This window comes from Microcoleus sp. LAD1_D3 (assembly GCF_036702135.1).
In the GTDB taxonomy this organism is placed as follows: Bacteria; Cyanobacteriota; Cyanobacteriia; order Cyanobacteriales; family Microcoleaceae; genus Microcoleus.
On sequence record NZ_JAUBSB010000004.1, the window covers coordinates 124,890 to 144,034 of the forward strand.

General features: G+C 46.8%; 18 protein-coding genes and 1 pseudogene. 7 read left to right on the plus strand and 12 right to left on the minus strand.

Translation table 11 applies throughout. The annotated features are described in order from the left end of the window. Positions 1 to 44: 44 nt before the first annotated feature. Both QUA74_RS03450 and QUA74_RS03455 read left to right on the plus strand, forming a co-directional pair. The gene (locus tag QUA74_RS03450; protein WP_333324967.1) at positions 45 to 776 is read left to right on the plus strand and encodes a dihydrofolate reductase family protein; all 732 of its coding nucleotides are present in this window, start codon (positions 45 to 47) and stop codon (positions 774 to 776) included. Positions 777 to 882: 106 nt separating this feature from the next. Further along, positions 883 to 2,079: a GNAT family N-acetyltransferase gene (locus tag QUA74_RS03455; protein WP_333324969.1), complete on the plus strand. Its 1,197-nt coding sequence runs from the start codon at positions 883 to 885 to the stop codon at positions 2,077 to 2,079. A 334-nt stretch (positions 2,080 to 2,413) separates the two neighbouring features. On the opposite strand, the gene QUA74_RS03460 is transcribed toward QUA74_RS03455, so the two are convergent. Together QUA74_RS03460 and QUA74_RS03465 are read right to left on the minus strand one after the other, a co-directional pair. Beyond that, positions 2,414 to 2,980, minus strand: a complete 567-nt coding sequence (locus tag QUA74_RS03460; RefSeq protein WP_333324970.1) for a hypothetical protein — start codon at positions 2,978 to 2,980, stop codon at positions 2,414 to 2,416. Positions 2,981 to 3,162: 182 nt separating this feature from the next. After that, complete coding sequence (locus tag QUA74_RS03465; protein ID WP_333325137.1) at positions 3,163 to 4,527, minus strand: ATP-binding protein; 1,365 nt, start codon at positions 4,525 to 4,527, stop codon at positions 3,163 to 3,165. Between the two features lie 266 nt (positions 4,528 to 4,793). On the opposite strand from QUA74_RS03465, the gene QUA74_RS03470 reads away from it, so the two are divergent. The 5 genes from QUA74_RS03470 (at position 4,794) to QUA74_RS03490 (ending at position 9,780) form a co-directional block, all read left to right on the plus strand. Next, entirely contained in the window at positions 4,794 to 5,639 is an 846-nt protein-coding gene (locus QUA74_RS03470) for a M48 family metallopeptidase (protein WP_333324972.1), read from the plus strand. Positions 5,640 to 5,751: 112 nt separating this feature from the next. Next, entirely contained in the window at positions 5,752 to 6,225 is a 474-nt protein-coding gene (locus QUA74_RS03475; RefSeq protein ID WP_333324974.1) for a tryptophan-rich sensory protein, read from the plus strand. Positions 6,226 to 6,456: 231 nt separating this feature from the next. After that, complete coding sequence (gene ftsH4, locus QUA74_RS03480; RefSeq protein ID WP_333324976.1) at positions 6,457 to 8,325, plus strand: ATP-dependent zinc metalloprotease FtsH4; 1,869 nt, start codon at positions 6,457 to 6,459, stop codon at positions 8,323 to 8,325. Positions 8,326 to 8,634: 309 nt separating this feature from the next. Continuing rightward, the gene (locus QUA74_RS03485) at positions 8,635 to 9,078 is read left to right on the plus strand and encodes a Tse2 family ADP-ribosyltransferase toxin (RefSeq protein WP_333324978.1); all 444 of its coding nucleotides are present in this window, start codon (positions 8,635 to 8,637) and stop codon (positions 9,076 to 9,078) included. A 30-nt stretch (positions 9,079 to 9,108) separates the two neighbouring features. Next, positions 9,109 to 9,780, plus strand: coding sequence for a hypothetical protein (locus QUA74_RS03490; RefSeq protein WP_333324980.1), 672 nt, complete (start codon positions 9,109 to 9,111; stop codon positions 9,778 to 9,780). Positions 9,781 to 9,870: 90 nt separating this feature from the next. On the opposite strand, the gene QUA74_RS03495 is transcribed toward QUA74_RS03490, so the two are convergent. The 10 genes and pseudogenes from QUA74_RS03495 to QUA74_RS03535 form a co-directional block, all read right to left on the minus strand. Further along, positions 9,871 to 10,767, minus strand: coding sequence for a M48 family metalloprotease (locus QUA74_RS03495; protein ID WP_333324982.1), 897 nt, complete (start codon positions 10,765 to 10,767; stop codon positions 9,871 to 9,873). 304 nt (positions 10,768 to 11,071) lie between these two features. Further along, positions 11,072 to 12,664: a B12-binding domain-containing radical SAM protein gene (locus QUA74_RS03500; protein ID WP_333324984.1), complete on the minus strand. Its 1,593-nt coding sequence runs from the start codon at positions 12,662 to 12,664 to the stop codon at positions 11,072 to 11,074. Positions 12,665 to 13,035: 371 nt separating this feature from the next. Beyond that, positions 13,036 to 14,001: an NAD(P)-dependent oxidoreductase gene (locus QUA74_RS03505; protein ID WP_333324986.1), complete on the minus strand. Its 966-nt coding sequence runs from the start codon at positions 13,999 to 14,001 to the stop codon at positions 13,036 to 13,038. 337 nt (positions 14,002 to 14,338) lie between these two features. Next, positions 14,339 to 15,403, minus strand: a complete 1,065-nt coding sequence (gene hemE, locus QUA74_RS03510) for a uroporphyrinogen decarboxylase (protein WP_333046489.1) — start codon at positions 15,401 to 15,403, stop codon at positions 14,339 to 14,341. Positions 15,404 to 15,429: 26 nt separating this feature from the next. Continuing rightward, positions 15,430 to 15,573 carry a hypothetical protein gene (locus QUA74_RS03515; RefSeq protein WP_333202345.1) on the minus strand — a complete coding sequence of 48 codons (144 nt, stop codon included), beginning with the start codon at positions 15,571 to 15,573 and terminating at the stop codon, positions 15,430 to 15,432. Positions 15,574 to 15,760: 187 nt separating this feature from the next. Further along, positions 15,761 to 17,255 (minus strand): annotated as a pseudogene (locus QUA74_RS03520) (IS5 family transposase). Positions 17,256 to 17,410: 155 nt separating this feature from the next. Further along, positions 17,411 to 17,530 carry a hypothetical protein gene (locus QUA74_RS29795; protein WP_445302119.1) on the minus strand — a complete coding sequence of 40 codons (120 nt, stop codon included), beginning with the start codon at positions 17,528 to 17,530 and terminating at the stop codon, positions 17,411 to 17,413. 21 nt (positions 17,531 to 17,551) lie between these two features. After that, positions 17,552 to 17,680 carry a hypothetical protein gene (locus QUA74_RS29800; RefSeq protein WP_445302120.1) on the minus strand — a complete coding sequence of 43 codons (129 nt, stop codon included), beginning with the start codon at positions 17,678 to 17,680 and terminating at the stop codon, positions 17,552 to 17,554. Beyond that, positions 17,677 to 17,874 (minus strand): hypothetical protein, encoded by a 198-nt coding sequence (locus QUA74_RS03530; RefSeq protein WP_333255008.1) that lies wholly within the window; start codon positions 17,872 to 17,874, stop codon positions 17,677 to 17,679. The genes QUA74_RS29800 and QUA74_RS03530 overlap by 4 nt, the downstream gene beginning before the upstream one ends. Before the next feature lie 320 nt (positions 17,875 to 18,194). Then, complete coding sequence (locus QUA74_RS03535) at positions 18,195 to 18,980, minus strand: hypothetical protein (protein WP_333324989.1); 786 nt, start codon at positions 18,978 to 18,980, stop codon at positions 18,195 to 18,197. Positions 18,981 to 19,145: the final 165 nt, after the last annotated feature.

Here is a 19,145-nt window from a genome sequence, read left to right on the forward strand (position 1 = left end):
TGTGAATTGCTACAGTTTAATGTTCTGGGAAATTCTGATAAGTTATGACTGAACCTCACGCAACAGTAATACTCGCGATTAGTGCGGACGGTAAAATAGCAGATGCAGTCCGATCGCCCGCGAGATTCGGTTCTGCCAACGACAAATCCCACCTCGAACAGCAAGTAGCAGCAAGTGACGCCGTTTTGTTCGGCAACGGCACGTTACAGGCTTATGGGACGACGATGAGAGTGATTTCGCCGGAATTGCTCAAACAGAGGGAACTGCAAGGGAAGCCCCCACAACCGGTGCAAATTGTGTGTTCGCGATCGTCCCAATTTGACCCAAACTTGCGATTTTTTCAGCAACCGGTACCTCGCTGGCTGCTGACGGGGCAAGACAGTAGGGAAACGGCATTGCCGTCTCCTCTTCCGACGAAAGACGGGGAAACGGCGATGTTTCCCTACCCCATGACAAACAGTAAGTTCGATCGAATTATCTATGCGAAAACCGCAGGTGGAGAGATTGATTGGATTGATGCGTTTCAACAGCTAGCAAGCTTCGGTATCAAACGCTTGGCGATTCTGGGTGGGGGAAAACTCGTAGCGTCTGTGCTGGCTGGAGGCTTGGTAGACGAACTTTGGCTGACGGTGTGCCCGTTAATTTTGGGCGGGGCGGATGCACCGACACCAGTGGAGGGAAAGGGTTTTTTGGCGGATGTAGCTTTGAAATTGGAACTGTTGGCGGTTAAACAGGTGGGACAAGAGGTATTTTTGCATTATCGGGTCGATCGGTAGTCCCGCATTTTAACTGGTTCCCCGGCAGAGGCTGTTAACAAATGTCGAACAGGGGAAATTATATTAACTTAAATGAAGTTCGATCGCTCTACGCTCAAATCTCCCTATGCTGAAACAGCCAAAACCTGAATATTCTGTAGCCTGGATTAGCAAAATAGGCGAAATCCCGCAAGCGTCGTGGGATGCCTTGGCGATGCCACTAAAAACTCCATTTCTCGAATGGGATTGGCTTAACAATCTCGAAGTCTCGGGCAGTGCGACAGGTAAAACCGGTTGGCTACCGCATCACTTAACAGTCTGGCGAGACAAACAGTTGATTGCTTGTGCCCCACTTTATGTCAAAAGTCACAGCTACGGCGAATTTGTATTCGATAATCAGTGGGCCGATTTAGCCCAACGTTTGGGTGTTCACTATTATCCGAAATTGATGGGAATGACGCCGTTTACTCCGGCTGAAGGCTATCGGTTTTTGATTGCCGAGGGGGAAGATGAAGACGAGTTAACGGGAGTAATGGTAAGCGCGATCGACCATTTTTGCGATCGCCACAATATCTCCGGTTGCAATTTCCTTTATGTCGATCCCGAATGGCGCGAAAGAATGGAACGCCACGGTTTCAGCAGTTGGCTGCACCACAGCTATATTTGGCAAAATCAAGGCTATCAAAATTTTGACAATTATTTAGGCGCATTTAATGCCAACCAGCGCCGCAATATCAAGCGCGAACGCAAAGCAGTTGACCAAGCTGGTTTGTTGGTAAAAACGCTGACTGGCGATGAAATTCCACAAGCCATGTTTGGTCAAATGTATGCTTTTTATGAGAATACTTGCGACAAATTTGGTTGGTGGGGCAGCAAGTATCTGACTAAGCGATTTTTTGAACAGTTGCACCACAATTATCGCGATCGAGTTTTATTTGTAGCCGCCTACGACAAGGAAGATGAGAGACAGCCGGTGGGTATGTCTTTTTGTTTGTATAAGGGCGATCGACTGTACGGGCGTTATTGGGGAAGTTTGCAGGAAATCGACTGCTTGCACTTCGATGCTTGCTACTATACGCCGATCGAATGGGCGATCGATCACGGCATCCAAAGCTTCGATCCGGGGGCCGGTGGCAGGCACAAAAAACGGCGCGGCTTTCCAGCTACGCCAAATTATAGTTTGCACCGATTTTATAACAACCGTCTTGCCCAAATTCTCAAGTCTTATATCGGTCAAATCAACGAAAGAGAACAGGAAGAAATTGATGCAGTCAACGAGGATTTACCTTTTACTAAGTTACCTCCTTTGTTACTCGGCGAGTGACGGTTGACTGGGGATTGGGAAGTGGAAATTAGTAACAGCCCCTCGGTGTCAACCTAATACTAAAACCCTGTGTATATCTCGTTTGTATCGAAGTTTCGATCCCCCTAAATCTCCCTTAAGAAGGGGACTTGGAATGCTCTTTCCCCTTTATTAATGGGAGTTATAGGGGAGGTAAGAATAGTCTTGTCCCACCCCCTACTCCCCTTATTAAGAGGGGCTAGGGGGGATCGAAACTCAAATATAAACGATATTTATTATGGATTTTAGTCTTAAGTTGACACGAATGGTAACACTCAACAGTCAACAGTCAACCGTCAACCGTCAACTAATTAAACTAATTCAAAATTACCTTGCCATCTTCCTGAATTTGCAGCGATTTTGTATCAGCGTCCAACTCAGTTGTCGCGCCGAAACTGACTTGCAACATTCCCGGCATCGCGGTTGCTTGGGGGCGAACCAGCAGCAATCCGCCGTCTGGGCGCTGGTAAGTGAGGGTGATTGGCACTTGGATGGTTTTCAGCAAAATTTCCGATTGTTCGCCCAGAGTGCGCGGCTGGGTCACGCCTACGATTTGATAATTGATGACAGCATTGGTGGTATTCACCAGTTTAATTACTATCATGCCTTCGGCAGGCGTAACTCGCGCACTGGGCATGGGGAAGCGGGCAGGCGCGTCTGTGGGTGTAGAGGGCATCCCGCTGAGGCCCGGACTTGCAGCCGGAGTTGGTTCGCTGACGGGTTCTTCAGTGGCTGCGGGAGTCTCAGCAGGTTGGGAAACGGGTTTTCCTTGTTGGGGCGGTGGGCCGCCGGCCTGGGAAAGTGTTGCGAGACTAACGAGTAAACCTCCGCAGGTGGCTGCTAGCAAGCTGATTTTTTTTAACGGTAGATTGTGGCGAAACATAAATAACTCCTCACAAGTTCGATCGAGGTTTTCCAACAACGTTTATGTTAATCTATGGCGGAATTGAATTTTAATAGTTGGGTTTGGCCGCGAGGTAGGAAGAATCAGGGTTTGAGGGGTAGATTTTTTTTAAACCGCAGAGGGCGCAGAGGGCGCAGAGGAAGAGAGGAGGAGGGGAAGTTTTAGGGGTGAGATGCTTCTGATTTGTGGGCGGGGAGGGTGACGATAACGGCTGTACCTCGATCGACTTGGCTGTCAATGCGGATTTGGCCGCGGTGATTTTCGACAATTGCTTTGGCGATGGCTAATCCTAAACCGGAACCGGCGGCGCTGCGGTGGGTTCGGGCGGGATCTGCGCGGTAGAATCGATCGAACAAATGTGGCAGGGCTTCTGCGGAAATTCCGATGCCGGTGTCTGTTACTTTTATTTGCAGCGCTGGATTTAAGATCGGCGAATTTCTTTTGTTTTTAGCTGCAAGCTGCAATTCTACTTCTATTTTGCCGTCAGAGGGCGTGTACTGCACGGCGTTGCTGACGAGATTGGTAAAGAGTCGGGCTAATTGATCCCAGTCGCCCAACAGTGTAAAGTTGTCCTCAGCGTTGGGCAGATCGACAATTTCCAAAGAAAGAGAGAGATTTTGGGTTGTGGCGATCGCCTGTTGTTCTTCAATTACCTCCATCAGCAAAGCATCGAGGGGAACCTCAATCCACTGCTGCTGCACGATACCGCTGTCTTGTCTGGCTAAAAACAGCAAATCATCAACCAAGCGCCCCAAGCGGCGGGTGAGGCGTTCGATAACTTGTAGCTGTTGGTGTTGCTGCGGTTCGATATCCGGTTCGGCCAAAGCTACTTGGACGTTGGTTTGAATAGTGGCGATCGGATTTCTGAGTTCGTGAGAAGCATCAGCGGTAAACTGTTTCAAACGCCCGTAAGACTCCCGCACCGGTGCCATCGCCAATCCCGACAGCAGCCAGCCAATAGCTGCAACGCAAATTAAAGTTAAACCCGCGCCCAAAATCAAATCGAGAATTAATTGGCGGATGGGTTTTGTCACTTCAAACCAAGGATGGCTGACTCGCAAATATCCCAGAACTTGGCGGCCAGTTTCTACTCGCTGCGTTACTTGTCTGAGGGAATAGTTTTGAGCCGACTGTAACTTATTATTAATTATCCAAACTGTTTCGCCGGTGCGGTTAGCGTGAATGGGAATATTCAGCGGTTCCGATAAAGTAGACCACAGCAATTCGCCCGTAGGACTGAACCATTCTAAATCAATGTGGTCGTCTTCTACTGCATCGGTGCTATCTCGAAAACTGGCTTGAATATTAACTTGCAACTTATTTTTATCTGTGGTATTAGGGAAAGTTAGCGGTTCGATAACGAGAGTTCGCTCTATTACTTCGACAACGTGATGGAGGGTGTCATCTATGCGATCGATCAAAGTAGTGCGGACGTAAAAATAGAAACCTGTGGCGAATACAAGTAACAATACAGCAGTAACGGCAGTGTACCAAATAGCGAGGCGGCGGCGGGTAGCTTGAAACATATTGCGAAGGAAGTTCGGCAACGGATTGTGTAATTGATTCAACAGATTTAAGCGATTTAATAACTATAACCTTCTTCTATTTTCTTCTTCTATTCTCTTGTTATCTTCCTTCGGGCCCTTCGCGCCTTCGCGGTTCGTTAAAAAAAGCCTTGTTCGCAAATTATCTCAAAAAACTCTAACAACTTTCCCTTCTTGATACTTCAGACAGATGTCAAGAGAGCTGTCATCATAGTATTCTAATCGCGAAACTTTTTAGGTAAAAGTCTGTGACTAAATTTTTATTTAGGGCGGCGATCGGGCTATTAATGGCATTTTTTGGGGCAATCACCTATTTTACAAACGACGTAGAAAATCCGGTAACAGGAGAGAGACAGCGAGTGCAGCTTTCTCCCCGCCAAGAGATAGTTTTGGGATTGCAGGCGCGAGATCAAATGGCCGCCAAGCACGGGGGGCTTTATCCCAGCCAGAGTATTCAGCAGTATCTCGATCGAGTAGGAGCACGAGTTATCAACGGTTCGGTGGCGAAACAAGCGGGTTATCCGTTTGAATTCCACCTGCTGCGAGACGCCCAAACTGTCAATGCTTTTGCTTTACCGGGGGGACAAGTTTTCATTACTGCGGGGCTGCTGCGGCGGCTGAATTCGGAGGCTCAGTTGGCCGCTATACTCGGACACGAAGCCGGTCACGTTGTGGGGCGCCACGGTGCAGAACACTTGGCAAAACAGCAGTTCGGCAGGTCTTTGGTAACGGCGGTTGGGGTGGCTACTAGCGACGATCGCGGGGGCGGGCAGCAGGCAGCATTAATTGCTCAAGCTGTCAATCAAGTTGTCGGTTTGCGGTACGGTAGATCGGATGAACTTGAGAGCGATCAGCTCGGTTTTCGGTTTATGACGGAAGCGGGTTACGATCCTAGAGCTATTGTTGAGGTGATGCAAATTCTCGGTGCCGCTAGGAAGGGGGAAGCGCCGCCGGAGTTTTTGAGTTCTCACCCGAATCCTGAAAACCGAGTTCAAAAGTTGCAAGCTTTAATCGCGCAAAATTACCCTAACGGCGTTCCAGCTAATTTGGTGTCGGGACGCGAAGAGTTTGCTAAAAATGTGTCGGGCGGTTAGCGATAATTGCATCGGGCTTTACAAAAGTTATTACTAAAGGCGGAGCAAAGTTCGACTTGGATTTGACACGATCGACTTAATGAGCGATCGAGCAATTGGAAAGTTGAAAACCATGATTGAATCTTGGATGATTATCGGCGGCGTGACTTTCTTAGTCGCGTTCGGTACTCTGTTTTTTAAACTGCGCGATATTAACTGGGCAGTCAAACTTGAAAGACCGGATTGGATGTTTTTTGAGCCTGCTATTCCGTTAATTTGGACGGTGATTTTTGCTTGCGGGGCCGGCAGCGCTACTTTCGTGTGGGAACAGGAGCCAGGGAGCCTTAAAACTTGGCTGCTGATGGCTTTGTACTTGCTTTTAGAAATTGTCACAGTTGCTTATATTCCCGCTACTCTCAGAGCCAAAAGTCTCAAAGTAGGCACGATTTTGGGAGGGGCTGGCGAGATTGTGGGAGCTGTGTTGACGTTGGCTGTTTTGCCGATTTCTCAAACCGCGGCTTTGTTACTTTTGCCTTACGTGATTTGGGGTGCGATCGGCACTTATACCACTTGGGAAATGATTCAGTTAAACCCAGAAGCGGCATAAATATTCGGTGTTCTTCGGCGCACCCTACATACTATAACGCTCTTCTCTTCTCTTCCTTCGTGTCCTTAGCGTCTTCGCGGTTCGTTAAAAAAAGCATTGTTAATAATAGCAAATCCGTGCTAGCGGGTTAACCCACCCGATCAAGTGAGGAAATCCGCTTAACAGTGTGTGAGTATTTGATGAGAAAATAGATGAATAAAACTTCTTTAAATCAAAGGATGAGAGTTATCAATGGCCATTAAAGACCAGCCCCAACCACCTCGTTTTCGACAAATTAGCAATATCTTGTTATTGCTCTCAAGTCTGTTTTTGCTGGCAAACATATTTTTACCCAATTTGTTCGGCCCCCAAATTCCGCAAGTGCCTTACAGCTTGTTCGTTCATCAGGTTCAAGAACAAGATGTAGCGCGAGCTTCGGTAGGCCAAAGTGAAATTCGCTACCAACTAAAAGGCGAAGGCGATCAACCCGGTCAAGTGCTGTCAACGACGCCGATTTTTGACCTGGAATTGCCTAAACTTTTACAAGAAAAAGGCGTTGAATTTGCGGCAACTCCCCCTTCCAAAAATGGCTGGATCGGCAGTGTTTTAAGCTGGGTGGTTCCGCCGCTGATTTTTGTGGCGATTTTTCAATTTTTTATGAACAGACAGGGCGGTGGGCCACAGGGTGCGCTGTCGATCGGCAAAAGCAAAGCTAAGGTCTATGTAGAAGGCGAATCGGCGAAAATTACTTTTGCTGATGTGGCTGGAGTAGAAGAGGCTAAAACTGAATTAGTCGAAGTTGTTGAGTTCCTGAAAACTCCCGACAGATTTACGGCAATCGGTGCGAGAATTCCGAAAGGCGTGCTGTTAGTCGGGCCTCCGGGAACTGGCAAAACGCTGTTAGCAAAAGCAGTGGCTGGTGAAGCTGGCGTGCCGTTTTTTAGCATCTCCGGTTCGGAGTTTGTGGAACTGTTTGTAGGTGTTGGTTCTGCAAGAGTTAGAGATTTATTCGAGCAGGCTAAGAAACAGGCTCCTTGTATTATTTTCATTGATGAATTGGACGCTATCGGCAAATCTCGTAGCAGTAACGCTAGCTTCGGTGGGAATGATGAACGCGAACAAACTCTCAATCAATTGTTAACTGAAATGGATGGTTTTGCTGCTGGCAATACTACGGTAATTGTGCTGGCTGCAACTAACCGCCCAGAAAGTTTGGATGCTGCTTTGTTGCGCCCAGGCCGTTTCGATCGCCAAGTTTTAGTCGATCGCCCGGATTTATCTGGCCGCGAAGAAATTTTGAACATTCACTCTCAAAAAGTGAAGTTGGGCCCGGATATTGACTTGAAGGCCGTCGCCGCTCGCACCCCCGGTTTTTCGGGCGCAGATTTGGCAAATTTGGTCAATGAAGCTGCTTTGTTGGCGGCCCGCAACAAACGACTAACTGTAGCGCAGGAAGACTTTTTTGAGGCGTTTGAGCGCGTTGTAGCCGGCTTGGAAAAGAAAAGCCGGGTGCTCAATGAAAAAGAGAAAAAGATTGTGGCTTACCACGAAGTCGGACACGCGATGGTTGGTGCTGCAATGACTGGCGGCGGCGAAGTTGCGAAAATCTCGATCGTGCCGCGCGGTATGGCTGCACTGGGTTACACGTTGCAAGTACCGACTGAAGACCGTTTCTTGTTAGATGAGTCGGAATTGCGGGGTCAAATTGCGACTTTGCTGGGCGGGCGATCGGCTGAGGAAGTCGTGTTTGGTAGCATTACTACTGGCGCTTCAAATGACTTGCAAAGGGCGACTGATTTAGCTGAACGGATGGTGACCACTTACGGGATGAGTAAGGTTTTGGGGCCTCTAGCTTACGATCGGGGTCAACAATCAATGTTCCTCAATGACGGTATGGGAAATGCCCGCCGCGCGGTAAGTGCTCAGACTGCTGAGGCGATCGACCAAGAAGTGAAGGAAATTGTCGAAACTGCACATCAGCAAGCTTTGGATATTCTGAAAGCAAATCGGGAATTGTTGGAAACAATTACGCAGAAACTGTTGGAAACTGAGGTGGTGGAAGGTGATGCACTTCGCGAATTCCTCGGTCAAGTGCGGCCTTTAGATAAGGTTGCGGCTTGAGTTTAATAGGGTTTAATTAAACCGCAGATGAACGCAGATGATTCCAAATCATCTGCGTTTTGCGATCGCACTCCAGGATGAGCCGACTGAAACAGACAACGGCAAACGGACAAACCCGCGTTTGTGCGATCGCAAGTAATTGTATTAAGGGAGAGCAATCACAGGGCGCTCTCCCTGATACTCAAATCAAAATAAATGAGCAGTGACATCTCACGAATTAGCTGCAACAACAAAGAGCGATCGCATCCAACCAATACAGAAATTACATTATGATTGGTTGGGCGATCGAGTTGGGCTGATAAAAGGCTAATGGCAAGACTCTATTATCGAGGCATGGCAGAAGAAAACGGTAAACCCAAAATGGGACGCAGCGCGAGGCTACTGGGAGTCAGACCCAGTATTGACATTGATGTTGAGCAAGTGCCCAAAGACTGGTTGGATGAACAAGGTTATTTACTACCAGAAACCGAGCGCAAGTCATCAGAGGAGTCTGTCACTGTAGCTATTAGAAACACAAAAGGAATGTCTGTATCCCTCTCTATCGAAGGCTTACCACCATTCCGCAAACCCCCAAAATTTGGCGGAACAGGAAAAGATCCTCTTTGGCAGATTGACGACAGCAAGATCCTCGGAGATATTGAAGCTGTGCAAGATAGTCCAACTCATGTCAGTATTTTGCCAAGCGCTACAATGCTTTTAGAGAAATATGAAGCAGCCCTGGCCCAGACACAGAACGAATGGGAGAAAGTTTGATAGTTTAATTTAGTCAACGGGAGAACAGCAATGGCATGGGTGTTTAGCTTATCGGCTGAATGTGGCACAAAGCAATCTGAAGCACAGCAATTTGCTCAATATTTCAATGAAATTTCCTGGATGCTCTCAAACGGTAGACATTCCCAATGTCGGACAGAAAGTTTTCAGGACATAGAAGAAAATTGGTGGTGTCGTGTTTGTCCAAGTGGCATCAGTGAGATTGGGATTGACACTCCAGAAAGTGCTTATTTAATGACGGAAGTAGGTATATTTCTGTATCAGAGTTTGCGGTTTGCTCCGCCGTTTCGGTATGCTTTAGTGGGTATGGAAGTAGATGAGTTTAGAACCTACAGCGAATTGATTGAAGAGCCTGCCTTGGTTTTTCCTGGATTGGTTTTAGCTGAAGCTGTTTGGCAAGCAACGGGAGCATCTTCGGTTTTTCAATCGTTCAGTCTCGGATATGTTTGGAAGCCCTATGAAGGTGAAGTTTATAGACCACTACTAGCATCACCGGACTTAAAGAACAAGCCTGATGAATTGCTGCGTGGGGTAAATCCTTTCAATAAAGGCATCACGCCTCACAGTAAAGACAAAACTGTGCGATATTTACGGGAAAAGCGATCGCCCTTTACCTATCGAAATCACAGTCCGATATTTCCGGAAAAAGCGATCCCCCTTCACCTATCGAAATCGAAGAATTAGTCGCTTCATATAGCGAGCATTATAAACAAACAGAAACCCGGCTGCTTCAAACAACCGGGTTTCTAAATATTGTTGCTGCATTTTCGACGATTAAATTCCGGGCACGTAGGCCATAACAGGAGTACCTTGCTGCTGCTGCGCGATTTCCAAAAGGCGTTGAATGCGCTCCTCTGTCGGCGGGTGAGTGCGGAAAAGTGACTGCAAACCTTTAGTCGAAAAAGGATTCACTATCAGCAGCGGCGACATCGCAGGATTGCCGTGCATGGGAATTTCATGGCCGATTTTCTCCAATTTTTGCAGCGCGTTTGCTAAACCGATCGGGTTATTGGTAATTTCCACCGCACCGCTGTCGGCTGCAAATTCCCTCGTCCGAGAAATCGCCATTTGAATTACGGTTGCTGATAGCGGTGCTAAAATGATTAAAAACAGCAAACCAAACGGATTCGGGCCTTGTCTGCTATCCCGCGTTACCGGGCCGTAAAGTGCTCCAAAAGTCAGAATTCGCCCGATAAATGTAATTGCACCGGCAATTGTTCCTGCAACTGCTTGAGTGAGGGTGTCGCGGTTGCGGATGTGCGTCAGTTCGTGCGCTAAAACGCCTTCTAATTCTTCGCGAGAAAGCAGTTTGATGATGCCTTCAGTAACTGCTATTGTCGCGTGTTCCGGGTCTCTCCCTGTGGCGAATGCGTTCGGAGATTGAGTAGGAACTAGAAATATTTTCGGCACCGGAATTTGCGCTTTTTCGCTCAGCGATGCTACCATATCGTAGATTTCTGGTGCTTCACTGCGGGCGATCGGCTGAGCGCGGTAAGCCATTAACGCTGCCGTGTCGGAATAGTACCAAGAGCTAAAACTTGAGAAGGCGGCTAGTGCTAAACCGATGTAAAGTCCTTGCTCGTTGCCGATTAAATAATAACTTCCTAAAACGAGAAGGCCGCTTAGGAGTCCTAAGAGAGCGGCTGTTCTGAGTTGATTTGTTCCTAACATGGCGGGTGGAGGGCGATCGATATTTTGATATTTTTGAGCTTATTATTAGATTTTCATACTTGGGGGCGATCGCGTCTCTATCTGCCGAAATAACTGCTGCCGCCAATAGTAGTATTTCACCTTTTCAGTGAAAAACGGGGAATCCGTCGGAAGGCTCTCTCGCCTGCTCTCAAGAGGCTGCTGAGCCGCAGGATATGACATTTCCAGCCAGAACCTGGAAACGAGATTAAAAATAAAATAAACGCAGACTATCTTACATTCATCTGCGTTTACCTGCGTTTATCTGCGGTTGAATTCTCGAACCCTAAACCGCTTGCACTTGCTTTTCCTCAACAGAAACAGGTTCTTGATATACAGTTTGAGACTCATTAGCCAAAAACTCAGCCAATTGAGCTTCGATTTCATCCCTCACAATCTGGCGGTATTCGAGGAAATGCTCGTTGTGAGCACACACAGTTAAGTAATGATCCCAAACCGCAGGATTGCGCTTGAAAATGCTGAACAAATGATGCCAGAACTTCCAGCGAGTGCTGCGCTTGACTCCTTGCCGCCAAACCACAGTTAGCAGCGCCCGCAAATCGATCCAACTGGGAACTCTTGCAGGTATATTTGCTGTAGGCGCACCCAGCATCAAGAAGTGGCGATAGGTGCGGTCTAAATATTTCTCAGCATCGTACACATCAGAAAATGCTTGGACATATTCCCTAGCGATATCTTCTAGCGGCCGCGTGGGAATGAAGTTCATCAAAGTAGTCTGGTTGAGGTTGCCCGATTTGTCGCGCAACCGCCCTTCTTTTGCGAGTCTGTGGGACAATGCAGTATGAGGCAAAGCTTGGAGCATTCCAAAGGTTGTACTCGGAATTGCAGCAGCTTCGGCAAAGTCTACAATGCGCTGACCGGCACCGGGTTTTTCGCCGTCGAATCCAATGATAAATCCGGCCATTACTCGCAAACCAGTTTTCGCAATCAACTCTACCGATTCTATCAGGGAATTGCGGGTATTTTGGAATTTCTTGGTCATTTGCAAGCTTTCTTCATCGGGAGTTTCAATTCCCAGAAACACTGCATTGAAATTGCAAGCTACCATCATCTCCATCAATTCTTGGTCTTGGGCTAAATCGATGGATGCTTCGGTGTTGAAAGTAAACGGGAATTTGTGTTCCTCTTGCCAAACTTTTAAGTCTTTTAGTAACAGTTTGACACTTCGTTTGTTGCCGATAAAGTTGTCGTCTACCATGAACACGCCGCGCCGCCAGCCCAAGTTGTAGAGATAGTCTAATTCTGCGATCAATTGTTGGGGGTTTTTGGTGCGGGGTTTGCGCCCGTAGAGGACGATTATGTCGCAGAATTCGCACTGGAAAGGACAGCCTCGGGAAAATTGAATTGACATTGAGTCGTAGGCGTCTAATTCCAGCAAATCGAAGCGGGGAACTGGGGTTGTGGTAACATCTGGTTTTACGCCGTCCGATCGATAAATTCCACTTTTTTCGCCCCGTTGTATTGCTTCGACGAACATCGGCAAGGTGATTTCGCCTTCGTCGAGAATCAGGTAATCTATGCCCGCTGCTTGAGGTTCTTCGGGTACTGAAGTCGGGTAAGGGCCGCCGCAAGCTACGGATTTACCGCGCCGTTTTGCTTCGCGAATTATGTCTAGCAAATCTTCTTTTTGGACAATCATGGCGGAGAGAATAACGAGCTCTGCCCATTCCCATTCTGCTTCGGTGATTTGTCTGATGTTGCGATCAACTAACTTAAACTCCCATTCTTGGGGTAAAATAGCGGCTACTGTTACCAAACCCAGCGGTGGCAGCAGAACTTTACGATCGACTAATTCTAGGATTTTCTCGTAAGACCAAAATGTTTTCGGAAACAGCGGGTAAACTAGAAGAACTCGCATTATATGTTAAACCTCACATCAGTAAACAACTTGCGATCGGCCTGGCGTGTTTGAGAGTTCGATCGACTCTCAAGACTTAATGTTAAGGCTAAAATTACGATCTTGCACTCGATCGAATATCGGGCGAGGGGTGAGACCCCCTAAGACAAAGATCGTCAGCGCAATTTTTAGCTTGCAGTTCCCTGTTAAAGTTTGCAAATGCTGATATCTTATCGTATTTGACCCTTAATTGACGATAATCGCATTTAAAAAGCATGGGACTAAGGCAAAAAAGAATTTGAAAAACTTACATTATTCGTAAAATGCGCCTCGGCGCACCCTATATATATCTCGTAAGGTACACATTCCCTCTTCCCTGTTCCCTTTTCCTTCTAATTTGAATCTTTGCCGGGAATCCCGCTAGTTCTTAACATATCGGCAACTGTGCCGCAGTAACTCGGCATTCCTATGCTTTCGGGATTCACAAGATTTTGATAGGTAAAATGGCGGTAGCTGATGCAAAATCTATCCCAAGCAGCCACCTGAATTCGGAACAGCCAAATAAAGAAATCCGCCAGCCAAGGTGACAGAGTAATCCGAAAAAATATGTTTTTATTCAAATACTGGCAAGCTTGTTCTACCACTTCGTTAGCTGTAATCGCCGGATTTCCTAGCACAAAATGTCGCGGTTCCTCGGAAGCCGGCGGATGTTCAACTAAATAATTAACTACTTTAGCAATATCTGCGCCGTGGATGAAGTGAAAACTGCCATCTGCCTTAAACCAGCGAATCAAACCAATCCATTTGGCGACAAGTGGCAGGCCAGATGACAAGTGAGAGACTGGTTTTTCTGCGTCTCCTCCCAATACTAATGTCGGGTAAAGTGCGGTAATTGGAGGCACATTTGTCAAAGCTGACAAATGCACCATGCAGTTGTATTTTGAGCTAATATAATCCGTCCCCAGTTCCCCGGCTTCTTTGAGCAAATTGTTGTCTCTACCGAGAATACTGGCCGTTGAAAAATAAATTACTTGTTGGCAAGTCTGTGGGGAAAGTAGTTGAATTAGGCGCAGAGTTTTGGTTACGTTAACGTCAAACACTTCTTGAGTTCCTCCCCAAGCAGTGGCAGCTAAAATTGCGACATTAATTGTTTGCAGAAGTTCGGCGTGTCGATCGATATCTCGCATATCGCCTTGTAATATATGGATGCCAGGGCGGGCTTTCCAATCAAATTTTAATTTTTCGGGGTTGCGAACTAATAAGTAAAGTTCGTGGTTTGTCTCTTGAATCAAAGTTTCGGCCATGTAGTGACCGATACAGCCACTTGCACCCGTCACAAAAATTTTTTTGGAGTTCATTTTGCCGCAGGAGAAGAGGGAAGGATTCGACGCTTTTTCAACGGTAGGGATAGGGCATTGCCTATTAGTGTCAACTTAAGCCTAAAGTCCATGAGGAATATCGCTTTTATTCGAGTCCTGATCCCCCTAAATCCCCCTTCTTAAGGGGAGTAGGGGTTGACTTTGAGTCCTTCCTGTCCCCCCCTTATTAAGGGGGGCTAGGGGGGATCTAGACTTTGATACAAACAAAAGAGACGGTCGGTTTTACGTTAAGTTGACACCAATGGGCATTGCCGTCTCCCTACAAATATCAGGTGCAATTAACCGGATGCGATGGGATTCTACAATCGAAATCAAATCAAGCAGCAACTGCAAGCAATTTGTCGGCTTGTTTTGCGGTTTCAAAGAAGAAACGCACGTTATCTTCGGGAGTTCCGGGTAACACGCCGTGTCCCAAGTTGAGGATGTGTCCGCGATGGCCGGCTTTGCGAATTGTATCAAGAATTCGATCGCGAATAAACGGTTGAGAGCCAAACAACACGCCCGGATCGAGATTTCCTTGAACGTTCATATTGGGGCCCAAACGTCGGCGCGCGTCGGCCATATCCACAGTCCAATCGACGCTGATGATATCGGCGCCGGATGTTGTCATGCGTTCGAGGAGGCCGGCGCTACCGGTGACTAACAGAATTAACGGGGTGTCGGGATGGGTTTTTTTGACTTGCTCGAATACTTGTTTCTGGTAAGGTAGAGCGAAGGTGTCGTAGTCTTGGGGGGAAAGTTGGCCTGCCCAGGAGTCGAACATTTGCACTACTTGCGCGCCGCAGTCGATTTGATAGCGCACGTAAACGGCGATCGCATCGGCGAATTTTGACAGCAACTGATGCAGTAAAGTTGGATCGGAAAATGCCATGTTTTTGATGATGGCATAATCCTTAGAACCTTTGCCCTCAACCGCATAGGCCGCCAGCGTCCACGGCGCGCCCACAAAACCGAGCACGGTGGATTTGTTGCCGACTTCCTCGCGCAGGGATTTCAGGATTGTTTTGATAAACGGCAAGCTTTCTTCCGGGTTCAGCGGTTGCAGGTTGTCGATTTGCTGCTGAGTGCGGATGGGTGCGTGGATAATCGGGCCTTTGCCTTCGGCGATGTCCATGTCGATGCCCAAACCCGGCATGGGGGTGACAATATCGGAAAACAGAATTACGCCGTCGGGTTGAAACGCGCGCCACGGCTGAAGGGAAACTTCGATCGCAACTTCGGGAATTTCGGAACGTTCGCGAAACGAGGGATACTTTTCTCGCAAATCTCGATAAGCCTTCATGTAGCGGCCGGCTTGGCGCATCATCCACACGGGCGGGCGGTCTAGGGTTTCGCCGCGGGCTGCCCGCAACAACAAGGGAACTTCATTTAATGCCGACATTTTAACTTTTCTCTACCTTAGATATTTCAATGCCTTTGGTAGCTTACCACTGTGCGATCGTCCTTTTTGACAAAAAATTCATCTGTCAGCGGTGAGGGAGATGAGGGGAGTGGCTGAGTTCGATTTTGGGCGATCGGGATTTGGTTGGTTGCGAGGCTGGCAAATGACATCTAAAATCCTTCCACTGTAGGGGGTTTATAATGGAAGTCTCCTCACTCGCAGGGCAAACTAATTGAATGGAAACGCTACGTGCAAACCGCACATTTTATTTACTTTACCTCTCTACTCGCTGGGGAGACTAATTAGGGCTTGCTGAATAATTGATCGCTTTCCCAAGAGCAAGAGCGATCGATCTATTCAAGGCGAGTTAAGGATGAGTTTTTCCTGCCTCAATTTGAGTGAAATATAAGCGCAGATTATGTTAATCCCAAAAACAGGGATTGTTTTCCCGGAACCGCATAAAAACACACAAAAAACCCGGCGTCACCAGGTAGAAAGGTTCATTACTAAAAAAGTAATCGCAATGGCTGTTTGCGAGGTATTGTCAAGTTTTTCCATAACCAAATTCAGACCGAATCTTCGTTTACCTTGCCCAAATTTGCCCTCAATTGCATTTCTAATCCTCTCATCAGATGCGGCTTGCTTCTTGTTTTCTTTACTCACCTTTGCTGGGGGTCTTCCGAGGGGCGGCCCACTGATTCTAATTCCTTTTTCTTTGCACCAAGCTCGGTTTTCTCTTGTTCGATAAATTCGATCTGCATGAACTGATTCTGGATAATATCCTGTGAAGCTATGATATGCTTCTACTTGTGCTTTTAAGTCTCCTGATTCGTTAAAATTATCCCAGCTCATCCTCTCTAAAAATATATATCCTTCAAAGCAACTGGCTGATAGTTTGGCTCCAAACTCTACGCTTTTTCCGGCTTTTCCTCTGAGTATGGGACGGATATGGGGTTGGCTTAAACTTACTATTCTATCCTCAATGCTCTGTTTATTGTTATCAAATAACCATTGCTGTTGGCGATAGACCTATGTGAGGACTAGCAAGGTTTTATATTGCTTTGTGTTCAGGCGTTCGAGGGTCGCACCTAACTCGATTAGCTGTTCAATATGAGTGAGGTTTCTTTTGATATATTGAAGTTGTTTTTTAATTGCCTGTCTTTTTTTGTTGCGGGATGGTCTTCTTTGTTTTGCTATTAATAAGTAATCTTTTCGGGCGAGATTACGGTAGGTTCTTGGTTTTTTACTGGTTTGATCTTTAATCTGTTTATACAGGATGTCTATAATTTTTTCGGTATGAACTCTGGCTTTGTTTAATAGTCTTAAGTCGGTCGGATAGGTAATGTCTGCTGGGGCACAGGTAGCATCTATGATTAATTTTCCGCGATTGGGTGACTCATTTTTGGCGTCCGAATCCTTTTTTTTTTCGGGTTTAACTGGGGTGATGGAGCGCATTTTTTCGACCATTCGTTCATTCACTTTATTAATTAAGTTCGGACTAATTCTTTGGCGGAAGTGAACCAATAGTGATGGGTCAAATGGCAGTTCGTTACTGTAGCTTGAGTGACCGATAAAGTATTGCAGATACGGGTTTTCACGGATTTGTTCTACTGTTTCCCGATCACTAATTCCTAATTTTTCCTTAATAATTAATGCCCCCAACGCCATCCTCCATGATGAAAGCTGGTGCACCCATTTCTGTGGGGAAGTTTTGAGCATATTCTGATTCAAATTCAGACCACGGTATTACTTGGGCCATCTTTACCCAACGGTTCTCTGGTGACAATTTAGAGCCGTTGGCTAGTTCAAAGTCCCAGGGTGGGATGGGAACAAGCTCAACCTTTTTGTACATGATCTCAGGTGGTGATGCACGGGTTTTGACCTATTTTACCTGTTTATCTTGCACTTTATTCTCGCTCGCGCGCTCGAAACCCAGGCCACGCAATATGCGATCTATTATTCAGCAAGCCCTAATTAAACGTCTATTATCACACTCGATCGGCGGCTTTATTTCTGAGCTAATATTGCATCGTAATCCCCATGAGTCCCTATCCAAAACCAGACAATACCTTCAGGTTTCTCAACTCCCAAAGCTCTGTAACTATCGCCTACTCGCACCGATTGCAATTGCTTTAGCCTGCCAACTTTTTAAAAATGCAGCGAAGGGTGATACGGGTCGCCTTTGAGTAATTCGTAATTTTTATCGGCTAAGGCTTGTATTTCTTTAGGTAGCTGGTGATAGCAGTGCCAAAAACGCGGTAGAGTCAGATGCTTCATAACACTTTAGCCAATCCCGCTTCATACTCTGCATCGACTTCATCAAGTAGCGCATCTAACCGCCCATCCTCCAAATCGTCTTCAATTTGCCTATCCCAAACCTGTTGGCGATACTCTATCAGCCAAGCAGTGAGTTCGGATAGTTCCTTAACTGACAAGTTCATAATTGCTGTTTCAAGTTCTTTAACGCTCATACATTTTGCCACATCATTAATATTATTAATATACCAATAATACTGAACGCACGGGTAGTCATAAACCAGGTTTTTTCCGAAAGACGCGTTGCAGCCCACAGATGAGCGTAAAAAACCCGGTTTCGAGGAGTCGGAGTGCGTCGATAAGCTGTCACGCATTTAAATTGTATATTCAGGGCGGGCGGGCCGCCCAACCCCTACTCCCCACAAGACTTTGATTTTTTTTGACAGACATTTTAAATGCCGCAACAGCTTACGCAAAGAAACCGGGTTTCTACGAAGAAACCCGGTTTCTGATCCCGCGCTAGAGTTTGACCTCCTTACCTCGTCACGCACACTCCGCCCACGGATACGCGACATTGATCGCGGCGCTCATCGAACCTCCTATTATCATCCAGCCTCGCCGAATCTAAATCTCTAGTCCGCGAATTGTAGTAATAATCTCCCGCCGGAAAGTTTCTAGTCGGCACAGCGCAGTAAGTCGAGTCTTGATTATTATCGTCAAACCTGACTCTCACCATAGAACGTCTCTCGCGACAATCAACAGACCGCAAGCCAAAATCATCTTGCAGAATCTGTGCTCTGTCATATTGACCGTCATATCGATCGTTATCTCGCCCGGTGTACCAATCGTCCCGCGAATTGCGAGATCGTCTGTCGCCCCCATCAATTCCCGCAACTTCCAGCGTATAGCTACCGCCTCTGGCAGCATCTTTTGCTAACACTAACAGTTTATAATCGCCACTACGGGGAATTTGATAATTAAAAGAACGGTCTTGCGTAAAAGCGACTTGTTTGTTGTTCCCGTAAAACAGCACCATGACGGGAGTAAAACCGCTACTTCTATCTGTATCTAAAAACACTTCAATGTTGTCGCCTTCGCGAGCGCTGAATGTGTATTCTTGACCACGCAATTCTTCCGTCGGAGAACCCGGAACCCACATATTCCGAAAACGGTAGATGGGGGAAGTGCGGCGAATTACTCCGGCAACGCGATCGTTATTCCGTATCTGTTGGCCAATAGCACTTGAGGAAATCCCCGTAAGTGCCAGTCCGGTAACTAGCACAGCGGCAGCAATACTGTTTAACAAGTTGTGTGTTCTCATATCAACCTCTGGAAAAATTTAAAATCTTTTTGCTTTCTTTGCGCCGACATTTGCATACACAATCCATTTTAAATGTAATTTCTGCCAACCGTGTCAACCTCACCTAACGGGACTATTTAGCGGGTGCAAAATCTCATGTTAAAGTTATAGACGTTGATCCCTAAT